We start from the raw sequence: 23,995 nt of genomic DNA, 5'->3' as shown, positions 1-23,995 counted from the left end.
ACTTGTGTTGCGAGGGCGTGGTGCTCATGGGTGGAATATCAACAAATTTGCTGCGCATTCTCGTGCCGGCACGCTTTGTTAGTACAACCAGGACCAACCATTTCGGTGGGAGGTCAGGGTGAGGAACACAAGACGAGCTGGTGAATGGATGGGTGGTTATGACACATTATTGGGGCCTGAAACAACAGGCCATCCACAAACAAGAGAATCCTTTGGGGTTTTTGAGTGTGTGGAGGGTTGTTGTTTTGAAGGTGTCTGCATGCTGCTAACACGGTTGAAACCATAGTGTTTCTTCTGGTGTGGGGTGTGTGGGTTGTTGTTTGGGAACTGTATAGTGGACGCGAGCATCTAACAATCACAATTTATTGTGGTTGTTGTTTTCTGCAAATATATCCGAGTAATAATTTTGATTGTTCTTGTGTTTGTTTAGTGTTTGTTCTTGCTTATGAGCTTTTTGTGTTTGTAAGTTTTTAAGGGCGCATGGTGGATGCCTTGGCATTGGGAGCCGATGAAGGACGTGGGAATCTGCGATAAGCCTGGTGGAGTTGATAACCGAGCGTTGATGCCAGGATCTCCGAATGGGGAAACCCTGCACGTGTTATGACGTGTAACCAATATCTGAATTCATAGGGTATTGGGGGAAACGCGGGGAAGTGAAACATCTCAGTACCCGTAGGAAGAGAAAACAAAAGTGATTCCGTTAGTAGTGGCGAGCGAACGCGGAAGAGGCTAAACCTGTGGTGTGTGATACCTGACGGGGGTTGCATCATGGGGGTTGTGGGGTTACCACGTACGATCACCGTTTTGGGTCGTGAAATGTGTATGCACTGAGGTGAATGGGTTGGGAAGCCCGACCGTAGACGGTGAGAGTCCGGTAACTGGTCTGTGTGTACAGGTTTTTGTGGTGATACCCGAGTATCACGGGGCTCGAGGAATCCCGTGTGAATCTGCCAGGACCACCTGGTAAGCCTAAATACTACCCAATGACCGATAGCGGATTAGTACCGTGAGGGAATGGTGAAAAGTACCCCGGGAGGGGAGTGAAATAGTACCTGAAACCATGTGCTTACAAACCGTCAGAGCATCCTTGTAGGTGTGATGGCGTGCCTTTTGAAGAATGAGCCTGCGAGTTAGTGCTGTGTCGCGAGGTTAACCCGTGAGGGGAAGCCGTAGCGAAAGCGAGTCTGAATAGGGCGTTTGAGTGGCACGGTCTAGACCCGAAGCGGAGTGATCTACCCATGGCCAGGTTGAAGCGCGTGTAAGAGCGCGTGGAGGACCGAACCCACTTCAGTTGAAAATGGAGGGGATGAGCTGTGGGTAGGGGTGAAAGGCCAATCAAACTCCGTGATAGCTGGTTCTCCCCGAAATGCATTTAGGTGCAGCGTTACGTGTTTCTTACTGGAGGTAGAGCTACTGGATGGCTAATGGGCCCCACCGGGTTACTGACGTCAGCCAAACTCCGAATGCCGGTAAGTGAGAGCGTAGCAGTGAGACTGTGGGGGATAAGCTTCATAGTCGAGAGGGAAACAGCCCAGAATGCCGACTAAGGCCCCTAAGCGTGTGCTAAGTGGGAAAGGATGTGGAGTTGCTTAGACAACCAGGAGGTTGGCTTAGAAGCAGCCACCCTTGAAAGAGTGCGTAATAGCTCACTGGTCAAGTGATTCCGCGCCGACAATGTAGCGGGGCTCAAGCACACCGCCGAAGTCGCATCATTCAACTTTTGTTGGATGGGTAGGGGAGCGTCGTGTATGGGGTGAAGCTGCCGGGTAACCGATGTGGTGGACTGTACACGAGTGAGAATGCAGGCATGAGTAGCGAATGACGGGTGAGAAACCCGTCCGCCGAATGATCAAGGGTTCCAGGGTCAAGCTAATCTGCCCTGGGTTAGTCGGGACCTAAGGCGAGGCCGACAGGCGTAGTCGATGGACAACGGGTTGATATTCCCGTACCGGCGAAAAACCGTCCCATACCAATATCGTTTTCTGCTAACCACCCCAAAGATACTTTCTTCTCCTTCGGGAGATGGTTGTATTCGCGGCGTGGGACCCGGGAATGTGAGGTCAGCGTATTAACAGGTGTGACGCAGGAAGGTAGCCGGGCCAGGCAATGGAAATGACCTGGTCCAAGGGTGTAGGCCGAGTCATAGGCAAATCCGTGACTCACATAAGGCTGAGACCTGATAGGCGCCCACAATCGTGGGTGATCCGGTGATCCTCTGCTGCCAAGAAAAGCATCGACGCGAGGTTTTAGCCGCCCGTACCCCAAACCGACACAGGTGATCTGGTAGAGAATACCAAGGCGATCGAGAGAATCATGGTTAAGGAACTCGGCAAAATGCCCCCGTAACTTCGGGAGAAGGGGGGCCCCAACCGTGAAACCCACTTGCTGGGTGGAGGCGGATCGGGGCCGCAGAGACCAGGGGGAAGCGACTGTTTACTAAAAACACAGGTCCGTGCGAAGTCGCAAGACGATGTATACGGACTGACTCCTGCCCGGTGCTGGAAGGTTAAGAGGACCTGTTAGCGCAAGCGAAGCGGAGACTTTAAGCCCCAGTAAACGGCGGTGGTAACTATAACCATCCTAAGGTAGCGAAATTCCTTGTCGGGTAAGTTCCGACCTGCACGAATGGAGTAACGACTTCCCCGCTGTCTCAACCATGAACTCGGCGAAATTGCAGTACGAGTAAAGATGCTCGTTACGCGCAGCAGGACGGAAAGACCCCGAGACCTTCACTATAGTTTGGTATTGGTGTTCGGTGCGGTTTGTGTAGGATAGGTGGGAGACTGTGAAGCGGGCACGCTAGTGCTCGTGGAGTCATCGTTGAAATACCACTCTGACCGTACCGGATTCCTAACTTCGGCCCATAATCTGGGTCAGGGACAGTGCCTGATGGGTAGTTTAACTGGGGCGGTTGCCTCCTAAAGAGTAACGGAGGCGCCCAAAGGTTCCCTCAGCCTGGTTGGCAATCAGGTGTCGAGTGTAAGTGCACAAGGGAGCTTGACTGTGAGAGAGACATCTCGAGCAGGGACGAAAGTCGGGACTAGTGATCCGGCGGCACGTTGTGGAACGGCCGTCGCTCAACGGATAAAAGGTACCTCGGGGATAACAGGCTGATCTTGCCCAAGAGTCCATATCGACGGCATGGTTTGGCACCTCGATGTCGGCTCGTCGCATCCTGGGGCTGGAGTAGGTCCCAAGGGTTGGGCTGTTCGCCCATTAAAGCGGTACGCGAGCTGGGTTTAGAACGTCGTGAGACAGTTCGGTCCCTATCCGCTGCGCGCGCAGGAAATTTGAGAAGAGCTGTCCTTAGTACGAGAGGACCGGGACGGACGAACCTCTGGTGTGTCAGTTGTACTGCCAAGTGCACCGCTGATTAGCTACGTTCGGACAGGATAACCGCTGAAAGCATCTAAGCGGGAAGCCCCCTTCAAGATAAGATTTCCATACACATAAGTGTTGAAGGCCCCCAGCTAGACCACTGGGTTGATAGGCAGGATGTGGAAGCGAGAACTAAAGACTCGTGAAGCTGACCTGTACTAATAGGCCAACAACTTACAACACACCCACCACACACCACCCTAGTAAAACAGGACTGGTTGATTATGAGTGGGGAAGAACAAAACAGCAGAAACTGCCGCGTCCACCATACAGCACCGAAACAACAAAACACCCCCCACAACCAACGAAATAACCTGGCGGTTGTAGAGGGGCAGACACCAACCATAAATAAATACTTGAACCCAACACCACAACAATTGTGGACGTTGCTGGTTCGCCAAAGTTACGGCGGCCATAGCGTGGGGGAAACGCCCGGACCCATCCCGAACCCGGAAGCTAAGACCCACAGCGCCAATGGTACTGCACCCGGGAGGGTGTGGGAGAGTAGGACACCGCCGGACACCCCTTAAAAAGGAAGACCCACACAACGACGTGCGGGTCTTCCAACACTTAACAAGAAAAACAGTCCAGTTGAGTGAGCTCAGTAGCACTGGAATGAGCAATGGGCCTACACATCCTTTGACGTGTAGGCCCATGCTTGTTTAAGAGAATCGTGGGGGAGCTGCCACTAGTTACGCTGCTGATTCCGATTCGAATTTCAGCAGTTCTTCTTTGATCTTTGTGCCAAAGAGGTAATTGCCGGCGCTTCCATCGGTTCTGATGACGCGATGGCACGGAACGATGAGCGCTACGAGGTTCCTGGCGCACGTGCTTGCCGCTGCACGAACAGCCGACGGTCGGCCGGCTGCCTGAGCAAACTGGCTATAGGACAATGGTTGGCCCGGTGCGACGTCCCGAAGCGTCTGCCAGCAGAGCTGGTAGAACTCGGATCCAGTTTGCTGCACGGAGAATTTCTTCAGTGAATCCATGTTCCCTGAGGCGTATTCTCTGAGCCATTGGCGTTCAATAGCTTCTTCGCTAGCCTCAGTCTGCGCTAAGGATTGATCCTGTGGACTGAGCCTGGCGATCAGGTCGCCCAGATCTCCAAATCCTGAAGCTACTACCGCGTTGTCCGGTCGCAGCATGACGGCGTGGAAGGGATGACCCAGGATTTCTTCGGTGACTATTTCTAGGTTTTTCATACAGGCTTCTTCTCTCGGGAAAGTTCTTGGTTCCATAAGTGCATGAGTGCGTATCCTCGCCAGGGACGCCACTGTTCGGCCAGTCGTTCCACGTCCTTCACGGCGCTGATACCTAAGGCTCGTTTGAGAACGAGGTCGCCGGAAGGGAATGCGTCTGGGTCATCCAGGCATCTCAAGGCGATGTATTCCACGGTCCAGGGGCCGATTCCTTTGAGCGCCAGCAAGTTGGACTTGATGAGGTCTCTGTCCTCATAGTCATCGAGCGATACATCATTGGCCAAAGCGGCTATGAGTGTCGCGAGAGTTGAGGCACGAGTATTCGTGAGTCCGAGCACCGACTGAAAGTCGGTGGCCTTTATGTGCTGTAAGTCCTGCAGCTGTGGGAATACACGAAGGCCTGTAGCGTCAGTTTCACTGAAGCGTTCCATGAATCTTGATTGAAATGTTCTGGCCGCCGCTAGGGATACCTGCTGTCCCAGCACTGTAAATATGGCCGTCTCATTTCGATTCAGAGTTCCTGGAATTCGTATTCCAGGGTGCTGGTGAATGATGGATGCCATTCTTTCCGAGCTGGAAAGCGACTCGTTGATGGTGGCTGGATCTGTGTCTAGGTCCAGCCAACGCCGTAGTGCAGGCAACACATTTGTCAGATCAGCCAGCGTCGGCAGGTTCAGTCGCAACGTCAACATTGGAGCGTCGAGCATTGATGGAACCGTGACGCTGCCTAGCCCATGAGGCGTGTCCAACGCACGGATCACCCCGTCGGTTTCGCCGGTGTCAGTATTGACGGAAAGTTGCTCTCGGCCGGCAACAAGGTGCCTGTTCAAGAACCCCAATAGAACGTCAATGTCGTACGGTGGCCGGAATTTCAGGCGCAAAGACAGGGAGAGATGGTCGCTACTCTCGTTGCGCTGGTGAGTGTCTGGTTTCGTAGCGATGGCCGCACGACGTAAGAGCGTCGGCGTCGTACCGTATTCCGATAGCACCGCATCATTGAACTGACGAATGCTTCCAAATCCGGCCGAAAATGCGATATCCGCCATCGACAGCGATGTCTGTTCGATGAGAAGCCGAGCTGTTTGAGATCTGCGTGTCTGATTGAGCTCGGATGGCGAGGCTCCCATCTTCTCAATAAAGAGACGATGTAAATGCCTTTCGCTCAACCCCAGTTTTGCGGCAAGTCCAGAAACTCCATGCTCATCGATATAGCCATCGCGAATGGCGCGAACGGCACGGCTGATTACATCGGTTCCTGAATCCCATTCTCTCGACCCAGGAAGTGCATCCGGGCGGCACCGCTTACATGCCCGATACCCCGACGATACGGCCGCCGCCGACGTACGAAAGTACTCGCAATTGTGGGGCAGCGGAGTTCGGGCCGGGCAGGATGGGCGGCAATAGATTCCGGTAGTTCGTACGCCAAGGAAGAAGCGTCCGTCCCAACGCGCGTCGCGACTGTCTACGGCGACATAACAAACATCGCGGTCGAGTCCAGAATCTTCCCTCACCTCAATAGTGTGCCTTGGTGGGTACACCACTTGCTAGCGGAAATCGGACATAGCGGTGGATTCGGCTTGCATCCCTGTGATCTAGGCTCACTCAGGCGCGATTAGGCCGAGTGCACTAGAATTTATGGAGTTCACCGGGCATCTTGCCTGTGTTTTCTTCGAAAGGTTTTACATGTCACGTCACGATTCTGACAACTCCGACGCCGCCAACGAGCGACGACGCGAGTCTGGCGAATCACGCTCCGAGCGACCACGCCGAGAATTTGTGGCCCGTGGTGATCGGCCACAGCGTGACGGTGACAACCGAGGCCGTCGCGACTTCAGCGCAGGACGCGGTGAACGTCGTGAATTTGGCGGCGAAAACCGTGGTGCTTTTGGTGGCGGCGACCGCCGTGAAAACGGTGGGGAACGTCGTTCCTTCGGTGACCGTAATGACCGTGGTTTCCGGGGACGTAGCGAAGGCGGTGAGCGTCGCTCGTTTGGCGATCGCGAGAACCGCGGATTCCAGCGTCGTGATGACCGTGGCGACAGCCGCGGAGGTTTCGGTGGTGGCGACCGTCGCGAGAACGGTGGAGAGCGCCGTTCGTTCGGTGACCGCAATGACCGTGGTTTCCAGCGTCGCGATGATGCGGGTGGAAGCCGTGGAGGATTCGGCGGCGGCGACCGTCGCGAGAATGGTGGGGAACGTCATTCGTTCGGTGATCGCAACGATCGTGGTTTCCAGCGTCGCGACGACCGTAGCGATAGCCGCGGAGGTTTCGGTGGCGGAGAACGCCGCTCGTTCGGTGACCGTAATGACCGTGGTTTCCAGGGACGTAGCGAGGGCGGCGAGCGTCGCTCGTTTGGCGATCGCGAGAACCGTGGTTTCCAGCGTCGTGATGATGCCGGTGGAAGCCGTGGTGGCTTTGGTGGCGGCGACCGTCGTGAGAACGGTGGAGAGCGCCGTTCTTTCGGTGACCGTAACGATCGTGGTTTCCAGCGTCGCGACGACCGTGGGGATCGTCCCGCGTTCCAGAAGCGCGAAGACCGTGGCGAACGCCCAGCATTCCAGCGTCGCGATGACCGTGGGGATCGTCCTTCGTTCCAGAACCGTGAAGATCGCGGCTTCCAGCGTCGCGACGACCGTGGCGAACGCCCAGCATTCCAGAACCGTGAAGACCGTGGCTTCCAGCGTCGCGATGATCGTGGAGAGCGTTCCGGCGAGCGTTCGGGCCGCCCATTTGAGCGCTCCGATGACCGTGGTCAGCGTTCCTTCAAGCCGCGCGAAGACAACGGCCGCCGCAGCTTCTCTGGCGACCGCGAACCGCGTCGCGAGCGGGGCCGTTTCTCTGACAACAAGCGTGAAGTGGTTCGCGAGGACCGCCCAGACTTCAGCAAGCTCGAGGCCGGTGCTAACGGCGAACGTCCGCACAATCCAGCGGACTTGCGCGCGTCTAACCGTCCAGACCGTCCAAAGTCGCCAGACATCGACGCTGACGTCACGGGCAAGGAGCTCGACCGCTTCTCGCGTGCCGAGCTGCGCTACCTCGATGACAAGAACGCCGAGTGGGTTTCGAAGCACCTCGTCATGGCAGGACGCCTTATCGACGAAGACGCGGAGCTTGCCTACCAGCACGCACTAGCAGCGAGCCGTCGTGGAGGCCGTGTGGCTGTTGTCCGCGAAGCTGTGGGCCTGACCGCCTACAACAAGGGCGACTACCATGAGGCTTTGCGCGAATTGCGTACGTTCCGTCGTATCAGCGGTTCCAACATTCATTTGGCCATCATGGCCGACTGCGAACGTGGACTCGGACGCCCAGAAAAGGCACTCGAAACCATCCACAGTGACGCTGCGGAAGACCTTGACGTGCCAACTCGCGTTGAGCTTGCGATCGTTGCTTCTGGCGCCCAGCAGGACCTCGGCAACATCGAGGCAGCCATCGCTGAGTTGGAGATCCCGCAGTTGGATATCAACCGCGCGTTCTCCTTCAGCCCACGCTTGTTCGAGGCGTACTCAGACGTACTCGAGAAGGCTGGCCGTACCGAGGAAGCGCAGAAGTGGCGTGACCAGATCAAGGTCGCCGAAGTTGCCCTCGGCATCGACGAGGACTCTGCAGAGCCAGAAATTCTGGATTTGATTGAGGACGACGACGAAGCTTCCGAAGGCGAGAACGCTCAGGACATTGCGGGCGAGCCGGATGACGACGCCGGAGCTTCCGATCGTGACGAACCGTCGAAGTATGGCGATGGTCCAGAAGACAACGGCAGCTCCGATGATTCCGAGGACGAAGACGACGAATTCGACATCCTTGATGATGAAGAAGACGAGTCGGAAGAGTCTGACGAAGACGATGAAGAGGACGCAGAAGAGAATGACGAAGACCCGGAGTCTACTGAAAAGTGACCCGAGCTGACGCTCTCTTACTGAGCTTCGACGCGATCCTGTCTGATCTGGATGGGGTTGTTTACGCGGGTGCCGGTGCAATTGCCGGCGCCCCGGAAGCGTTGACTGAGTGCGTGAAGCGCGGCCTCCAGGTCGCCTTCATCACCAACAACGCTTCCCGCTCGCCTGAAAAAGTCGCGGAGCACTTGCAAGAACTTGGCGCTCCCGCGACCACGGACAACGTCTTTGGTTCTGCTGACGCCGGCGTTCGTTTGCTCCTCGATGTCGTCACCGAACGTGGGCTGACGCCTGATGGAACTGGCACGGTGCTCGTAGCTGGCTCCACGTATTTGGAGCAACAGGTGCAGGCAGCAGGCTTCACTGCCCTTCGGGCGAAGGACGCCGACGGACATGGCACCTACGGTGCGGTGATCCAAGGCTTTGATCCGTCGTTGACGTGGTCTGACCTTGCGAACGCCTCCTATGCCATCAACCGCGGTGCCATCTGGGTGGCTACCAACACGGATTACACGATTCCTCGCGCTGAAGGCATTGCTCCGGGCAACGGATCCCTTGTCAATGCTGTCGCGATGGCAACCAACCAGTACCCCGTGGTTGCCGGAAAACCGGCTCCGGTGATGTTTGAGCAAGCCTCACAGCAGCTGGGATCCAAGCAGCCAGTAGTGGTGGGTGATCGCCTGGATACTGACATCCGTGGCGGAAATGCCGCGAGCATTCCCACGATTCTGGTTCTCACCGGCATCGACACGGTGGAGACCGCCTTGGGTGCCTTGACTGCGGAACGTCCTACCTTCATGGTGAAGACTTTGGACTCGCTCTTCGAGCCTTATGAAACGCCAGAATTGTCGTCAGAAAATGGCGGTAATTCTTGGACATGCGGCCCGTGGACAGCCCAATTCGATGCCTCGAGTGACACGATTGCGATGACGAGCAATTCTGACAACTCGGACGATCCGGATGTTCGTGCGTGGCGCGCAGCGTGTGCCGCGTACTGGCATGCGGTGCCCGAGCAGGAAGAACAGCACGTCCCGCACGTTAGTTTTCCCAACAAATAACTCGCAGTAAAAGGAAGCGATTCGTATCAACGATCCAGTACTCAATGAACTGATCGACCGCGCTCAAGAGCTGGGCAAGAGTCCTCTTGAAGGACGCCCAGAGGAATATCACAAGATCCTCGACGAGCTCCAAGCTCACCTGAATCGAAACCCTCAAACTCCTGGCCTGCCAAGCCAGAGCTAGAACCACTCGCAGCAAAGGTACATCAGTGAAAGAACGCCTCGATCAAGCGCTCGTGGCGCGAGGATTAGCGCGCTCTCGCACGGTGGCCGCCAAGCTCGTCGCAGAAGGCTCCGTGAGCGTCAATGGAGACGTGGCCACGAAACCATCTCAGTCCGTCGCCGCAACGGACACCATCACCGTGTCCGACAGTGAAACCACAGAATTCGTCTCACGAGCAGGCCATAAGCTTCACGGCGCGCTCGAAGCATTTACTGAAGTGACCGTGACTGGAAAGCGCTGCCTCGACGCTGGCGCCAGTACCGGCGGATTCACCGAGGTGCTCTTGGGGCGCGGTGCGAAAGAAGTAGCTGCCGTTGACGTTGGCCACGGCCAGCTCGTCGACTCGCTGCGCCACGATCCTCGGGTCCACGTCTTCGAAGGAATGAACGTCCGCTACATGACTCCTGAGGACATCGGGGGACCGGTAGACCTCACTGTGGGTGATTTGTCTTTTATCTCGCTCACGCTTGTCCTAGAGCTGCTAGCGAAGGCAACCAAGCCGAGCGGCGACGTCGTACTCATGATCAAACCCCAATTCGAAGTGGGCCGCGAATCCCTCGCTAAGGACGGCGTAGTCAGCAGCCCAACCGAGCGCAGGCGAGCCGTGGAGAAGGTCGTGAACCATGCGAACACGGTGGGCTTGCGCGTGAATCGGCTGGAGCGGAGCCCTTTGCCGGGCCAAGATGGCAACCGCGAATTCTTTGCGTGGTTCACGGTATCCACAGAAGCGGTCGCCACGGAGCGGATCGCCGCATTGCTCGATAATCTTGATTACTCTTGACCTCGAATCAACGCGCAATAGATTTCCAGAGACGAAACATTGACGGGATAGAGTTTCAGTAGGTTTGGAACGTAGCTTCGAATGGAAAGGCACGAATGCGGCACATTTTGGTCCTTGCTCACACTGGTCGAAGCGAGGCGGTGGAGGCAGCCGTTGATACGTGCCACCAACTAGTGACCGCTGGATTGGTGCCCGTACTTCGCGAGCCTGATCTTGCCAATTTGTTGCCGGAGCACCCTGAACTCATCAATGAAGTGCGCGTGCTGGATCAGCATGTTGGCCTTCAGGAAATTGAGCTGGGCATGGTGCTGGGCGGCGACGGAACCATCCTCCGCTCCGCCGAAATTGTTCGTTCCGCCAACGTTCCCCTCCTCGGCGTGAATCTGGGCCATGTGGGCTTCCTTGCAGAAAGCGAGCGCACAGAGCTACACCAGGCCGTGGAATGGGTAGTGAACCGCCAGTACACGGTGGAAGAGCGCATGACCATCGATATTGAGGTTTGGCTGGATCACACCAAGATCGCGCACACATGGGCGCTCAATGAGGCCACGGTGGAAAAAGCTAGCCGAGAGCGCATGCTCGAAGTAGTCATCGAAGTGGATGCGAACCCCATCAGCACCTTTGGTTGCGATGGCGTAGTCATGGCAACCCCCACCGGATCCACGGCTTACGCATTTTCCGCTGGCGGACCCGTGGTGTGGCCCGAAGTTTCCGCGCTGGTGATGGTTCCCATCGCCGCACACGCTCTGTTCGCTAAGCCGCTGGTCGTTTCCCCGAACTCGACGATGGCAGTGGAAGTCCTCAACCGCACGGACGCTCAGGGCGTGCTGTGGTGCGATGGCCGACGCACCGTGGACTTGCCGCCGGGATCCCGAGTGGAAGTCACGCGTTCGGATTTCCCGGTACGACTCGCCCGCATTAGCGAGACGCCATTCGCCGAGCGTCTGGTGCGCAAATTCGAACTTCCTATCAAGGGTTGGCGCGGCCCCGTCCCGCCGACTTCGCGCGACACCGAAACCACAGCCATTCCCGTCATTCGGGAAGCCGAAGTGGTGGAGCCGCCGCACAACACCGAACGACTGCAATTCCTACCAGGGCATCACAACGACTAACCATGATCGAAGAAATCAGCATTTGGGACCTCGGCGTCATTGAGCACGCTGTGCTGCCGCTGGGCCCTGGATACACCGTTGTCACAGGTGAAACCGGCGCCGGTAAAACCATGGTCACCTCGGCGCTTGGTCTGTTGACCGGAAAGCGTGCAGACGCTGGCTCCGTGCGTCACGGAGCCAAGAGCGCGTCCGTGGAGGCCATCGTTCAAACGCGCGCCAACAGCGACGTCGCTATGCGCGCTGCGGATGCGGGCGGTTCCTTCGATACGGATTCCGAAGAGGACGACGCCGTAGCTCACCTCGTTCTCTCACGCTCGGTTTCGTCCGAGGGACGAAGCAAGGCCACCGTGGGCGGGCGAACGACTCCCGTTGGCGTGCTGGGGGAGCTGGGCGACGCTCTCGTCGCGGTGCACGGTCAGTCCGACCAATTGAGACTCAAAGGCGCCACGGAGCAGCGGGAATCGTTGGACCGTTTTGCCGGTCCAAAACTTGCCTCGACGCTCGCCGATTACCAAGCGGTGTGGGACGAGCTGCGCCAGACGCAACAACAGCGCGATGAACTCGTGACGCAGGCTCGGGAGCGCGCACTTGAAGCGGAGACCTTGCGTGTGTCTCTCGAAGAGATTAACGCTGTGGATCCGCAACCTGGCGAAGACGAAACCCTCAAAGCTGAAGCCACGAAGTTGGCCAACGTCGAAGGCCTGCGCACGGCCGCCATGGCAGCGCATTCGGCACTGGTTTCTGAAGACTTCGGCACCTCGGTTGACGCCTCGACGCTCGTGAACGAAGGGCATCGTGCGCTCGAGATGGTGAGTGACGATGATCCGGACATCAAGGCGTTGGCGGACCGCCTCGCGGAGATCGGCTACCTCATGTCCGATCTCTCGAGTGATCTGGCGAGCTACGCGAGCTCGCTGGACTCCGAGGGGCCGGCACGCCTGGCTGAGGTGGAAGCTCGCCGCGCTGCGCTGAACTCTTTGACGAAGAAGTATGCCCCCACGATTGACGAGGTGTTGGCGTGGGCGAGCTTTGCGAGCGAGCGATCCTTGGAGCTCGGCGATGACACTCTGCGCATCGATGAACTGACCGCGCGCATCGAGACTCTGACCGCTGAGCGGGACGGGCTCGCCGCAAGCCTCACGAAACTACGGACGTCCGCTGCGAAGGATCTGTCAGCCCGGGTGACCACCGAGCTTCACGGCCTTGCTATGCCGGACGCAAGCCTCGTCGTCGTACTGGAAGAAACGGAACCCCACCGTTACGGAGCGGACAGCATTGAAATGCTTCTCAAGCCGCACTCAGGTGCGGGACCGCGTCCGCTCGGCAAGGGTGCTTCTGGCGGTGAGCTGTCGCGCGTGATGCTGGCAATCGAAGTGGTGCTCGCGAGCACTGATCCTGTTCCGACGTTTGTGTTCGACGAAGTTGACTCCGGTGTTGGCGGCAAGGCTGCAGTGGACATTGGACGGCGTCTGGCGCGGCTCGCTGAGCACGTGCAAGTCATTGTGGTCACGCACTTGCCGCAAGTGGCAGCGTACGCGGATCGACACATTCGCGTCATGAAACAGTCCTCCGGTGAGACCGGCGTTACCGCCAGCGACATTGCTTTGCTGGACGAAGATGAAAGAGTTAGTGAGCTTGCCCGCATGCTTGCCGGGCAAGAAGACTCAGAAACCGCGCAAGCACACGCAAAAGAGCTCTTGAGTGATGCTCGCGCTGAGACCGTTAAGTGATAGGCTCGAACTCCGTGGTGCAACGAACTAATTCCCGGTTTTCCCGTTCCAACGAGCAGACGAAGCACATCTTCGTCACGGGAGGCGTTGCCTCCTCCCTCGGTAAGGGGCTTAGCGCCTCTAGCCTTGGACATCTTCTCCGCGCTCGCGGTCTAACTGTCACAATGCAGAAGCTTGATCCGTACTTGAATGTGGATCCAGGCACAATGAATCCTTTCCAGCACGGTGAAGTGTTTGTCACGGATGATGGGGCCGAAACTGACCTCGACATTGGACACTACGAGCGTTTCCTCGACGAGAACCTCGATGGTTCTGCAAACGTCACCACCGGTCAGGTGTACTCGACGGTGATCGAGAAGGAACGTCGCGGTGATTACCTCGGCGACACCGTTCAGGTCATCCCGCACATCACCGACGAAATCAAGCGCCGTATGCGCCTCCCTGCCGAAGGCAAGAAGGCTCCGGATGTCATCATCACGGAAATCGGTGGCACCGTAGGCGACATCGAGTCCCAGCCATTCCTCGAGTCGGCACGTCAGGTGCGTCAGGACATTGGCCGCAACAACGTGTTCTTCTTGCATGTTTCCTTGGTTCCGTTCATCGGCCCATCCCAGGAACTCAAGACCAAGCCGACCCAGCACTCCGTCGCGATGCTTCGCTCGATTGGTATCCAGCCAGACGCTCTGGTCATCCGCTCTGACCGTCCTATCCCAGACGATATGCGCGAAAAGATTGGCCGCACCTGCGACGTTGACGCCGAAGCTGTGGTCAACGCTGCAGACGCTCCAAGCATCTACGACATCCCGGTGGAACTTCACCGCCAGGGCCTTGACGCCTACATCGTCCAAGCACTCGGCTTGAAGTTCAAGGACGTTAACTGGACCAAGTGGAACAAACTCCTCGACGCTGTTCACAACCCGAAGCACGAGATCGACGTGGCCTTGGTGGGCAAGTACATCGACCTGCCAGATGCTTACCTCTCCGTGACGGAAGCTTTGCGCGCTGGCGGTTTCGCCAACTCCGCAAAGGTCAACGTGCGTTGGGTTGCTTCTGACTTGTGCGAGACGCCTGAAGGCGCGAAGGCTGCCCTCGAGGGCGTTGACGCAGTCTGCGTTCCAGGTGGCTTCGGCATCCGTGGCATCGAGGGCAAGCTGGGCGCGTTGAAGTACGTGCGCGAAAACGGCATTCCAACCCTTGGCTTGTGCTTGGGTCTTCAGTGCATGGTCATTGAGTACGCACGCGAGGTAGCTGGTTTGAAGGGTGCAAGCTCCACCGAGTTTGATCCTGAGACCAAGGTTCCTGTCATCGCCACAATGGCTGAGCAGAAGTCCTTCGTGGAAGGCGCCGGCGACTTGGGCGGCACCATGCGTTTGGGCCTCTACCCAGCAACGCTCCTCAAGGGTTCTGTCGTAGCTAACACCTACGGCAAGACTGAAGCCTCTGAGCGCCACCGTCACCGCTACGAAGTCAACAACGACTACCGCGATCAGATTGCCGCAGCCGGCTTGGTGTTCTCCGGAACCTCGCCTGACGGCAAGCTCGTGGAGTACGTGGAACTTCCTGCGGACCAGCACCCGTACTACGTGGCAACGCAGGCCCACCCTGAGTTGAGCTCGCGTCCAACGCGTCCTCACCCGTTGTTCGCTGGCCTCATCAAGGCAGGCTTGGCTCACCAGAAGAGCCGAGTAAAGACCACGAAGTAAGATCCTCCCAGAGAGAAGCTCCTCATGACGATTCAGGACCGCGCGGTGACCTTAGACGTGACCTCGCGGTCCGTCGTCTATGAGGGACGAGTCTGGGACATCGTCCACGACTCCTTCGTGTTCCCCGAGACCGGCGAAGTCTTGGGGCGAGATTACATCGATCACCCGGGTGCGGTAGCCGTCGTCGCTCTTGACGATGACGACCGCATCTTGATGATCGAGCAGTACCGGCACCCCGTGAGCATGTACTTGTGGGAAGTTCCGGCTGGTCTTTTGGACATTGACGGTGAAGATCCCGTCACGGCTGCCGAACGGGAGCTGTTTGAAGAGGCAGACGTCCGCGCTGACACGTGGCATGTCTTGGTGGATCAGTTCAATTCGCCAGGGGCATCTGCCGAAGCACTCCGCATTTTCCTTGCCCAGGGGATTCATGAAATCCCGGAGGATAAGCGCCACGTGCGCGACGGCGAAGAAGCCAGCATGAAGATCGAATGGGTACCGTTCGACGAAGCGCTCACCGCTGTCATTGAAGGGCGTATCCACAATCCAAGTGCAGTCAGCGGCATCATGGCTTTGGCCGTGGCTCGTCAGCGTGGCATGGAGACCTTGCGGGACGCGCACGTTGAGTGGAATGCACACCCCAAATTTCGGGCCGAAGCCACCAATCTCTATCGCGACTGATGCCGCTGCTCCGAGAAGAGCTCGAGGCCTATCTGCAACATGTGGCCATTGAACGAGGGCTCGCCAAGAATACTGTTGCCGCATATCGCCGTGACTTGGAGCGATACATCAACTTCCTTGAAGGTCGGGGAATTCAGCGCGCCGAAAATATCACTCGTAAAGACGTCACCACGTATTCGCAAGACGTGCGGGACGGAGCTGACGGGGGAGCGCCGCTCAGTCCTCGATCTGCGGCACGCGCCGTGGTCGCGGTCCGTGGGCTGCACAAATTTTGGGTCCTTGAAGGTACGACGACGGACAACCCTGCGGCGGAGGTGCAACCACCAGCCGTAGGTCAGCGACTTCCCAAGGCCCTGACCATCGACGAAGTACGCCGAATACTTGAAGCGACGCAGCCGGAGACACCTGCCGGATTACGTGATCGAGCCATACTGGAGTTTTTGTACTCCACTGGCGCGCGTATCTCAGAAGCGACCTCGTTGGACGTCGATGACTTGTTCGTGGATCGATCTAACGATGGACCAGGAATGGTTCGAGTACGCGGTAAAGGCTCCAAAGAGCGCATTGTTCCCATGGGAAAGTTCGCGGTGGAGGCCTTGGACAACTATCTGGTGCGCGCGCGTCCGTTGTTGGTGACTAAGGGTCGTGGGACGCCTGCCTTGTTCTTGAACCTGCGCGGCGGTCGGCTCTCTCGACAGTCGGCGTGGACCATCATCCAGCAAGCGGCGGAACGGGCTCAGATCGGCAAAGAGGTTTCGCCGCATACGATGCGACATTCGTTCGCAACCCACTTGTTGCAAGGTGGCGCCGATGTCCGTGTGGTCCAAGAACTTCTGGGCCACGCCTCCGTCACTACGACACAGGTCTACACGCACGTCACCGTGGATACACTGCGCGAAATCTACGCTTCCGCTCACCCGCGCGCTCGTCTTTAGCTCACTGTCTTGCACTGATGTGCAGTGTTTCCAAGATTCTTTTGGTTGAACTGAAAGATTTTCATGGTTGTTGGACACATCATCAGTAAAGCTAAGAGTGGTTATCGATGGGGATAGCCAGCTGCCCATGAAGGGGGGAGCAGTGAGCGTTCCATATGAGCAAGCGGTCAACACGTTGTATCAACGTCACGCTGTGACCGTTCAGCACTTTATTTATCGCCGAGTCTTCAATCTTGAAGACGCAAACGAACTGACCACCGACGTCTTTCGCGCTGCGTGGAGCACCCTCCAAGCGGGCCGGCAAGTAGATATCGCCTGGCTCATCGTGACCGCCAAGACCTTGATTCAAAACCTCCATCCTGGATCCGGGCGTGCACTTAAGTTGGCCGAACAGATGAAGGATTCGGCCAATCAAGACGGGCAAGCCTCGAGCGGAGGTATCTGCTCCGAAGTAGCCGATGTCTTAGACAAACTGCGCGAAAGAGACCGAGAAGTCCTCATCCTTGCTTATTGGGACGGGCTGCGCGGCGACGATCTCGCCAAAGTGCTGGGATGTACCGCAGCGTCAGCAACTTCACGACTGACGAAAGCACGCCAAGCATTTGCCCAAATAGCGCCAGCCCATTTGGTGCAGCACTTCCCAGGCTCAGAATCAACCCACGGCACGAAGGAGGTGTGAGGAGCATGGATCGCATTGAACAACTCATGAACCAGGCTGACCCGGCCCAAGGCTTGCCAGCGCCAGGTCCTCTCAACCTGTCATCTCTAGGTGCTGATGACACACACACCCCAACCTTTGTCCCTACTTATGAGGAAGCAGCTGACAACATGCCGGAGAACACGAAAGATAACGTGGTGTGGTTCAAGAAGCCAGCAGTTTGGATTGCTGGTGCCGCTGCTGCGGCAGTGGTCACCGGAGTGATCATCACCAATCCTTTCGCGCCGCAACAAGATCAAAGGCCTCCGGCCGTTTCGCCAACGCAGAGCACGCAGTCGTCTAGCTCGACGCTGAACTCTTCATCTGCTGGTCCGTCGTCCAGTTCTTCGGCGGGGACTTCTTCCGGGGCAGCATCGAGCTCCAGCTCCACCGCCACTTCACGAGCGGATCAACTTCCAAATGGTCTTGTTCCTGCGCACCCCTACGTGCATTGGGGTGACTCGGCTCAATGCCGTGCCTTCGACGTGAAAACTGTCTTGGCTGCTGTACTAGGCTCCTCCAAGCTCGAACCCTTTAGCGGTCCCACCGAAGAGCGTCCGGTGATTGGCTGCTCGGGCAACTTTGCGAGTTACCTCAATGTCACGAATCAAATCAGTTATGAACAGCCAAACGATAGTTTTGTGGGCGCTTTCGTTGCAAAGTGGGATGGCGAACGCTGGATTCAGCTTGAAGAATCGACCGACTCCACTACCGAGGTTCCACTTCAGCTCCTTCCGTTCCCTGCCCTTCGGATCAGTTACGCCATGGAAGGTCAAACTCCAGAAGAACGCACTTTGGAGGTTCTCAAGAATTACGGTGTGCAGCCCGAGAATTTGGCACATCTCATGGGGCCGAACATTCCATCTTGGGTGTATTCAAGCGACGCTGCATGGGAAGGATTCTCCAGTGAGAAGGCTGGAATCGCGGGAGAAAAGCGAGCTGATTGGAGCGTCTTAACCCCGGCTCCTATCGCCGATTCTGGTCGCCAAGAGATATTCATTTTCGATGCACACGGTACCAAAGTGGCATCGTTCATGGGTCCGGAACCCGACGGCCAGGATCAGTGCTTTAGTGAGGATCTCACCTTCCGAGTGGTCGCGCGTGCACCGCTGACCGAGGGTCTCGCCGCGTCCTTTGATCTCGCGCTTGTGACACTCAAGGACACTTATGGCAACGAACGTACGAATCTACGATTCGTACCGCATGATCAGTCCGTGACGGGATCAGGCTGCGAGCTCCCTGGGCTTATCGAGACTTCAAGCGGCTCGTGGACGGCAGACTTTGGCCGCTTCTTCGGATTCAAGTCAAACGATGAAATCGAGCAGTTCGTTGACTCCCAAGAGTGGGCTGATCTGATTCGACTTGCCAATTCCCTGCAGAACACCAAGTAGTTCTCTGCCGCCACCAGAGCCGTCGTTGTATTTGAAAAAATATTCTGAGAACTGTCAGAAAAGTACTTTCGCCAGACATATACAAAGTGACGGGGGATACACAAGGTCTTCCGCACTCTCTGAAAGGCAAGATCATGACGGAACGATCCACTCAAAGTCGGCGCGCGCGTTATGCCCTAGCTGGAGCGGTGGCATCATCGCTTCTCGCAGCGTCCTTCTTCCCTTCGGCGGCAACGGCTACGCCCACCGCCGCTCCAACTCTCTCTCCTGCAGTAACGGCGGCCGCTAAGCCGGCGCCGCAAGAAAACACCATTCCTTTGCCGGATGGACTGAAGCCAGCACACGAATCGGTCTTCTGGGAGAACTCAGAAGCGTGTGCCTCATTCTCCTTCGATACGTTGGAGCGCTTCGACGAGGAGCCGGTCGAATACACCAACGCGTCTAGCCCGGTACTCGGTTGCTCTGAAGACTTTGTTGCTTTCTATAACAAGAGCGACGAGTACTACATCCAGCTTTCGCAGGATGAAATCGACGGAAGCTACGAAGGCGCCATGTTTGCCGCGTGGGATGGATCTCGATGGATTCTCCTTTCTGACTACGACGGTGCGTGGAGTTATCCGCAATTGCGCGTCTTCTCAAACGCCTCGGGTGCGGCCCTTCAAGAGGAAATGAGCAGCCAACTCCAACCTCAAGGAGTGTGGGTTTCAAATATTGAGCACCTAGTGGGCCCAGATGCTGCTATTTGGACTTCGAACGTTCCCGCTGAATCGTGGGAACGACAAAAGCTCCCCGGGCAGCCAGGCGTGACGGCTGAAATTCGTGACGACTGGAAGATCTACGAAAACCGTTGGTTCGACGACTCTCCTGACATGATTACGGATCGATTCGGGAATTTTCACTTGTCCCTGGACTACACCACTACTACGGACGAGGTACCTGGCGAATGCTATTTGGCTGATTCGACCTACCGGATCAAGAAGGCATCATCCACAGAGATGACGGCTAATGGCCAAAAGCTCAACGTGGCCATTGTCGAGCTAGCTGAATTGGGCCAAATTTCATACCGCATCATGCTGGTACCAGAATCGGCTTCAAAGTCGGGTCTGCTCTGTGATATTGACCAGTGGCTGAGCGTCGGTAGTAACGGATACCTGAACCCCATGATCAAGGGGAATTTCCGGTTTGTTTCTCAAAAGGAAATCAACGCTTTCACGAAGTCAGTGGCTTGGAAGGACATTGTTCGCTTCGCGGGCAGCTTGCAGTTCAGCTGATTCGGTGCGGTTTTGATGACGACGACGCAGCTTGCGGCCATGAGGCAACCTCAGTTGAGGGTGGGTTGCGAGCTGCGTCTTCCTCTCACCGAAGTTTTAGTTAGCGGTCCAAAGCCTACCGGTGTTGGGACCGCCGGATCTGACCTCTCTTGGTGCCCAAGGCGCTCAAGCCCCAAACTTTGTCCCTACTTATGTGGAAGCAGCTCACAACATGCCGGAAAATACGAAAGAAGATGTGGTGTGGTTCAAGAAGCCAGCCGTATGGATCTCTGGGGTTGCAGCGGCAGTCGCAGTCGGGTTGGTCCTAGTCATCAACCCGTTCCAACCACAAGCGAACAACCACTTGCCAGGAGTCTCTGGTTCACCATCCGGTGCTTCTAGCTCGTCAAGCGCATCAAGCGCGTCGGGTACGGCGTCCTCCACGTCAGTGAGTCCTTCAGGCTCTAGCGGTGCATCGACTTCAACCCAAGCTTCGTCGACTAACAGTACGTCGAGCCTTCCCAACGGACTCAAACCTGCCCACCCGGATGTCTACTGGGAAGACTCGGCGGAGTGCAAAGCCTTCGACGTAGAAAAAGTGATGGTCTACAGCTTCAGCGCCAAAGAGTTTGAACCGCTGAACGGGAAACCTGCCGACAATCCGGTAGCTGGCTGCTACGGAGGCTATGCCACGTACGTGAGTTTGCCTGATCGGGTTCTCTACGAGAAGGAGCTGTCGGATGTTTTCACTGGCCTGTATGTGGCCAAGTGGGATGGCAAACGCTGGCTCGTGAACCACATGGACGAAACGGACGGCGTCGAGTCCTTGATCGGCTTGTCCACTTATCCGCTTACTCGAGCGTTCCCTGATCCGGAAGGACGGACCGCGGCAGTGGTCATACAGAAGACACTTGATGACTTGGAAGTTTCCGTCGACGATCCTGAGAAGCTTCTCGGTCCGAATAGGTCCGCGTGGGCGCCCACCGAACCCGCAGCAAGTACGGCTGACTTCAACGAATCGGGCGTGAGCGGCAATCAGCGAAGTGACTGGAAGCTGGTGACGCGCGACCGCAAACAGGACGACACCATCATTGACGAACTCAGATTCTTTGACCAATACGGCGCCACTGCGGCATCACTTACGGTCTGGAGCCCATCGCCAGAGGCCGAGTGCTATGACCCGGGTACGACGTACGAAATCCTGGCGCGCGAAGACATCGATCTCAAGGCCAAGGCCGGAGCGTTATCGGTTGCTCTCGTCACGAGCACAGACGAGTCGGGAAGAGAGCTGAGTGCGGTTAGCCTCGTAGACCGCAATGCCGCGAAGTCCGGCAAAGCGTGTGACCTCCCGGCACGGATCGAGCTGACCAACGGGAAATCACTGGAATTTTCAATCACACCTGTTCTGGGATTTGAGACTGCAAACGAGCAGCAAGAATTCCTGAATTCTCAGTACTGGACAGACCTGGTGGACTTCGCGGGGGGACTGAAAGTGAAGTAACTTCCGCCAGGAACTGCGCAGAAATTCAGGAAAGCGCGACGCAGCCCGAGCTTGAGAAATCGAGCCGAGCTGCGTCGTCGTATTTGGAGGCACGTCTTGATGCATGTCAGGCGAACTTTTCCGCGATATTCCCCAATTCAATCTAGACAATGGACTTATGCGTCGGTAGGTTGAATGCCAAAGGTCGCTTTCATTAGCGGTCGCGTGCAAAACCCCTCGAAAAAAGTTTCTGGATTTGTGACAAGTTTTCGTTTCAACTGGACATGAATCAAATAGAAGGACCGACGGACAACGTGAGGAATTCGGATTCTCGATAAATAGGTCATGCGGCAAATTGCGGTCCGCGTCGACGTAGTGCTTCAAAGGGGGCTTGGTAATGCGCATGCAGATAGAGCAAGAGATCGACACGTTGTACAACCTGCATGCCGTCACCGTTCAGCGATTCATTTATCGACGCGTCTTCAATCTTGAAGACGCTAATGAACTGACAAATGATGTTTTTCGCGTTGCATGGCAAAAACTTCAGGACGGCACGGCGGTTGATATCGCGTGGCTCATTGTGACCGCGAAGAACATGATTTTGAATCAGCACCGCGGTTCGCAGCGCCAAGTCCGGCTTCGCGACAAGCTGAGGGAATCGGTAGTTCTGACGAGCCGCCCCGATCACTTTGGCATCAGTGCAGACGTTGGAGAAGTGCTGGACCAAATGCGGGAGAAGGATCGCGAAGTGCTGATCCTCTCTTACTGGGACGGACTTCGCGGCTCCGATCTAGCCAAGGTACTTGGATGCTCGGAGGCCTCGGCTGCTACGCGACTGACGCGGGCACGTCAGGCATTCGCCAAATTGGCCCCACCACATCTGATGAACCAACCATCAGGAAAGCACTTCACCAACGGAAAGGAGGCGTGACACCATGAGACGCATTGAAGATCTGATGAAACAGTCGGACCCGGCGCAAGGCTTGCCAGCTCCAGGACCGCTGAATCTGTCCTTCACGGGACCCGACGGCTCTGACGCGCCAACTTTCGCCCCAACTTTTGTTGAGACGGCCGACAAGGCGCCGGAAGATACAAAGAACAACGTGGTCTGGTTCAAGAAGCCGGCTGTGTGGATTGCAGGCGTTGCGGCTGCAGCCGCCGTTGGACTGGTTCTGGTGATCAACCCGTTCCAATCACGTGTCAACAATCCGCTACCTGGCGTCACCGCGCCGGACGCAACCAAGATGAGCACCAGCGCTTCTCCGACGCAAGCGTCAGAGTCGCCGTCCAGTGGTTCGAGTACACCGTCGGGCTCTTCAGCAGCTCCAACGAATTCCGAGTCGCCAACTTCGTCGGCTCCGGCGAGCTCAGGCGGGTCCACGGCGCCGGCGCCGGGAGCTTCGTCCTTGCCGAACGGATTAGTGCCAGCGCACGAGAACGTGTTCTGGGAAGATTCCACGGCGTGCAAGGCGTTCGAGATCAGCAAGCTAACGATCGACAACCCGGATACCAACAAGACTGAGCTGGTGGAAGGTACCCCTGAGGAACATCCAGTGGTGGGCTGTTATCAGGGATACGCAGCCTTTGTCGGGACCACCGACCGTGATTACTTTGCGAAGGATTTGGTGGGTGGGATCATCGAAGGGAATCGGAGTCTCTTCATCGCTACCTGGCAAGAGGGCAAGTGGGCTGTAGGTGCTTATCAGGACATCGGTAGCCAGCAGACCTACCCGAACTGGATTCCGGCATACCCGGATCTTCGTGCTCAGCCATTTGCGGATCCCTACCCCAACATGAGCAGCTGGGTGGATGCCACGCTGAAAGCAATGGACGTGGAGGTGGACAACGTTTGGAATCTGCTAGGTCCAAACATTCCAACGTGGGCGCCAACCAAGGCTGCGGCATCATGGCAAGCCGTTGATTTGAGCGAGGGGCTGGGGCTGACTGCTGAGAAGCGGAGTGATTGGACGCTAGTCACTAAAGCGAGTGGCCTGAACGATGCCCAAAAGGACAGCGCTTACTTCTTTGATACCTACGGCGGAATGGCCGTTGCGCTTCGGCCGGAATCCGGAAACGAAGTGACGGACAAGATCTTCGGGGATGCCCCTTATCAGGTTCTCCGACGGGAAAACATCGAGCTCAGTAGTCCTCAAGGACCTCTCGCCGTGGCTTTGGTTCAGAAGACGGCTGAAATGAAGGACTACGTGATGCTCTCCCTGATTCCTCAAGACCTGCCAGACGAAGGCAAGCGAAAAGACCTTCTCACTGACGTCGAGTTGCCCAACGGTGCAAAGATCCGGGCGGAACTCGTCGACAGCGGAATGACGATGACCAGCGGCGTGGAGAACTACCTCGCAAATTCGCAATATTGGAAAGACGTCGTTCAGTTCGCTCGCAGCTTGCGCGGCAACTGAGCCCATAAATAAGTACGACGACGCAGCTTCAGCCCGGAAATCCCAGGCGAGCTGCGTCGTCGTACTTTTAAG

At 56.8% G+C, this 23,995-nt stretch carries 17 protein-coding genes, 2 rRNA genes and 1 pseudogene; 16 read left to right on the top strand and 4 right to left on the bottom strand.

The annotated features are described in order from the left end of the window. Positions 1 to 460 precede the first annotated feature (460 nt). Together BKA12_RS05280 and rrf are read left to right on the top strand one after the other, a co-directional pair. Positions 461 to 3,560: ribosomal RNA gene (locus BKA12_RS05280) — 23S ribosomal RNA — on the top strand. 222 nt (positions 3,561 to 3,782) lie between these two features. Then, positions 3,783 to 3,899: ribosomal RNA gene (gene rrf / locus BKA12_RS05275) — 5S ribosomal RNA — on the top strand. A 171-nt stretch (positions 3,900 to 4,070) separates the two neighbouring features. On the opposite strand, the gene BKA12_RS05270 is transcribed toward rrf, so the two are convergent. The 4 genes and pseudogenes from BKA12_RS05270 to BKA12_RS05260 all read right to left on the bottom strand — a co-directional run bounded on the left by BKA12_RS05270 (position 4,071) and on the right by BKA12_RS05260 (position 7,499). Continuing rightward, the gene (locus BKA12_RS05270) at positions 4,071 to 4,580 is read right to left on the bottom strand and encodes a methylated-DNA--[protein]-cysteine S-methyltransferase (protein ID WP_183641248.1); all 510 of its coding nucleotides are present in this window, start codon (positions 4,578 to 4,580) and stop codon (positions 4,071 to 4,073) included. Continuing rightward, the gene (locus BKA12_RS05265; protein ID WP_246361858.1) at positions 4,577 to 5,704 is read right to left on the bottom strand and encodes a DNA-3-methyladenine glycosylase 2; all 1,128 of its coding nucleotides are present in this window, start codon (positions 5,702 to 5,704) and stop codon (positions 4,577 to 4,579) included. The genes BKA12_RS05270 and BKA12_RS05265 overlap by 4 nt, the downstream gene beginning before the upstream one ends. Positions 5,705 to 5,875: 171 nt before the next feature. Beyond that, positions 5,876 to 6,088: pseudogene (locus tag BKA12_RS12680) on the bottom strand (Ada metal-binding domain-containing protein); the annotation flags it as partial. 235 nt (positions 6,089 to 6,323) lie between these two features. Continuing rightward, the gene (locus tag BKA12_RS05260) at positions 6,324 to 7,499 is read right to left on the bottom strand and encodes a hypothetical protein (protein WP_183641244.1); all 1,176 of its coding nucleotides are present in this window, start codon (positions 7,497 to 7,499) and stop codon (positions 6,324 to 6,326) included. Between BKA12_RS05260 and BKA12_RS05255 the strand changes: the two genes are divergently transcribed. From BKA12_RS05255 to BKA12_RS05190, 14 genes are all read left to right on the top strand, one after another. Then, positions 7,434 to 8,471 carry a tetratricopeptide repeat protein gene (locus BKA12_RS05255; RefSeq protein WP_338087437.1) on the top strand — a complete coding sequence of 346 codons (1,038 nt, stop codon included), beginning with the start codon at positions 7,434 to 7,436 and terminating at the stop codon, positions 8,469 to 8,471. The genes BKA12_RS05260 and BKA12_RS05255 overlap by 66 nt on opposite strands. Then, on the top strand, positions 8,468 to 9,526 hold the full coding sequence (locus BKA12_RS05250) for an HAD-IIA family hydrolase (RefSeq protein ID WP_338087436.1): 1,059 nt from the start codon (positions 8,468 to 8,470) through the stop codon (positions 9,524 to 9,526). The genes BKA12_RS05255 and BKA12_RS05250 overlap by 4 nt, the downstream gene beginning before the upstream one ends. 209 nt (positions 9,527 to 9,735) lie before the next feature. Next, entirely contained in the window at positions 9,736 to 10,530 is a 795-nt protein-coding gene (locus tag BKA12_RS05245; RefSeq protein ID WP_183641242.1) for a TlyA family rRNA (cytidine-2'-O)-methyltransferase, read from the top strand. Between the two features lie 95 nt (positions 10,531 to 10,625). After that, positions 10,626 to 11,642 carry an NAD kinase gene (locus BKA12_RS05240; RefSeq protein ID WP_183641240.1) on the top strand — a complete coding sequence of 339 codons (1,017 nt, stop codon included), beginning with the start codon at positions 10,626 to 10,628 and terminating at the stop codon, positions 11,640 to 11,642. Positions 11,643 to 11,644: 2 nt separating this feature from the next. Continuing rightward, entirely contained in the window at positions 11,645 to 13,372 is a 1,728-nt protein-coding gene (gene recN, locus BKA12_RS05235; RefSeq protein WP_183641238.1) for a DNA repair protein RecN, read from the top strand. Continuing rightward, on the top strand, positions 13,369 to 15,075 hold the full coding sequence (locus BKA12_RS05230; protein WP_183641236.1) for a CTP synthase: 1,707 nt from the start codon (positions 13,369 to 13,371) through the stop codon (positions 15,073 to 15,075). The genes recN and BKA12_RS05230 overlap by 4 nt, the downstream gene beginning before the upstream one ends. Positions 15,076 to 15,099: 24 nt before the next feature. Continuing rightward, positions 15,100 to 15,756, top strand: a complete 657-nt coding sequence (locus BKA12_RS05225) for an NUDIX domain-containing protein (RefSeq protein WP_183641234.1) — start codon at positions 15,100 to 15,102, stop codon at positions 15,754 to 15,756. Further along, a complete protein-coding gene (gene xerD / locus BKA12_RS05220) occupies positions 15,756 to 16,691 on the top strand; it encodes a site-specific tyrosine recombinase XerD (RefSeq protein WP_183641232.1) in 936 nt (311 codons plus the stop codon). Before BKA12_RS05225 ends, xerD begins: the two co-directional genes overlap by 1 nt. Positions 16,692 to 16,833: 142 nt before the next feature. Then, the gene (locus tag BKA12_RS12615; protein ID WP_183641230.1) at positions 16,834 to 17,370 is read left to right on the top strand and encodes a sigma factor-like helix-turn-helix DNA-binding protein; all 537 of its coding nucleotides are present in this window, start codon (positions 16,834 to 16,836) and stop codon (positions 17,368 to 17,370) included. A gap of 5 nt (positions 17,371 to 17,375) precedes the next feature. Further along, positions 17,376 to 18,779 carry a hypothetical protein gene (locus BKA12_RS05210; protein ID WP_183641228.1) on the top strand — a complete coding sequence of 468 codons (1,404 nt, stop codon included), beginning with the start codon at positions 17,376 to 17,378 and terminating at the stop codon, positions 18,777 to 18,779. A gap of 188 nt (positions 18,780 to 18,967) precedes the next feature. After that, positions 18,968 to 20,050, top strand: coding sequence for a hypothetical protein (locus BKA12_RS05205; protein WP_183641226.1), 1,083 nt, complete (start codon positions 18,968 to 18,970; stop codon positions 20,048 to 20,050). 121 nt (positions 20,051 to 20,171) lie between these two features. Beyond that, positions 20,172 to 21,530: a hypothetical protein gene (locus BKA12_RS05200; RefSeq protein ID WP_183641224.1), complete on the top strand. Its 1,359-nt coding sequence runs from the start codon at positions 20,172 to 20,174 to the stop codon at positions 21,528 to 21,530. A gap of 376 nt (positions 21,531 to 21,906) precedes the next feature. Then, a complete protein-coding gene (locus BKA12_RS05195) occupies positions 21,907 to 22,440 on the top strand; it encodes an RNA polymerase sigma factor (RefSeq protein WP_183641222.1) in 534 nt (177 codons plus the stop codon). Between the two features lie 4 nt (positions 22,441 to 22,444). Beyond that, positions 22,445 to 23,923 carry a hypothetical protein gene (locus BKA12_RS05190; RefSeq protein ID WP_183641220.1) on the top strand — a complete coding sequence of 493 codons (1,479 nt, stop codon included), beginning with the start codon at positions 22,445 to 22,447 and terminating at the stop codon, positions 23,921 to 23,923. The last annotated feature ends 72 nt before the right edge of the window (positions 23,924 to 23,995 follow it).

This window comes from Neomicrococcus lactis (assembly GCF_014200305.1).
In the GTDB taxonomy this organism is placed as follows: domain Bacteria; phylum Actinomycetota; class Actinomycetes; order Actinomycetales; family Micrococcaceae; genus Neomicrococcus; species Neomicrococcus lactis.
The sequence above is the reverse complement of the archived record's forward strand: the minus strand, read 5'-3'. Positions and strand labels throughout refer to the sequence as shown.

Excerpts from the sequence above, each read along its gene's own strand:
- BKA12_RS05195 (WP_183641222.1), top strand. The coding sequence starts at position 21,907 with ATGCGCATGCAGATAGAGCAAGAGATCGACACGTTGTACAACCTGCAT.
- BKA12_RS05265 (WP_246361858.1), bottom strand. The coding sequence starts at position 5,704 with ATGGGAGCCTCGCCATCCGAGCTCAATCAGACACGCAGATCTCAAACA.
- xerD (WP_183641232.1), top strand. The coding sequence starts at position 15,756 with ATGCCGCTGCTCCGAGAAGAGCTCGAGGCCTATCTGCAACATGTGGCC.
- BKA12_RS05210 (WP_183641228.1), top strand. The coding sequence starts at position 17,376 with ATGGATCGCATTGAACAACTCATGAACCAGGCTGACCCGGCCCAAGGC.
- BKA12_RS05270 (WP_183641248.1), bottom strand. The coding sequence starts at position 4,580 with ATGAAAAACCTAGAAATAGTCACCGAAGAAATCCTGGGTCATCCCTTC.
- BKA12_RS05225 (WP_183641234.1), top strand. The coding sequence starts at position 15,100 with ATGACGATTCAGGACCGCGCGGTGACCTTAGACGTGACCTCGCGGTCC.
- BKA12_RS05240 (WP_183641240.1), top strand. The coding sequence starts at position 10,626 with ATGCGGCACATTTTGGTCCTTGCTCACACTGGTCGAAGCGAGGCGGTG.
- recN (WP_183641238.1), top strand. The coding sequence starts at position 11,645 with ATGATCGAAGAAATCAGCATTTGGGACCTCGGCGTCATTGAGCACGCT.
- BKA12_RS05190 (WP_183641220.1), top strand. The coding sequence starts at position 22,445 with ATGAGACGCATTGAAGATCTGATGAAACAGTCGGACCCGGCGCAAGGC.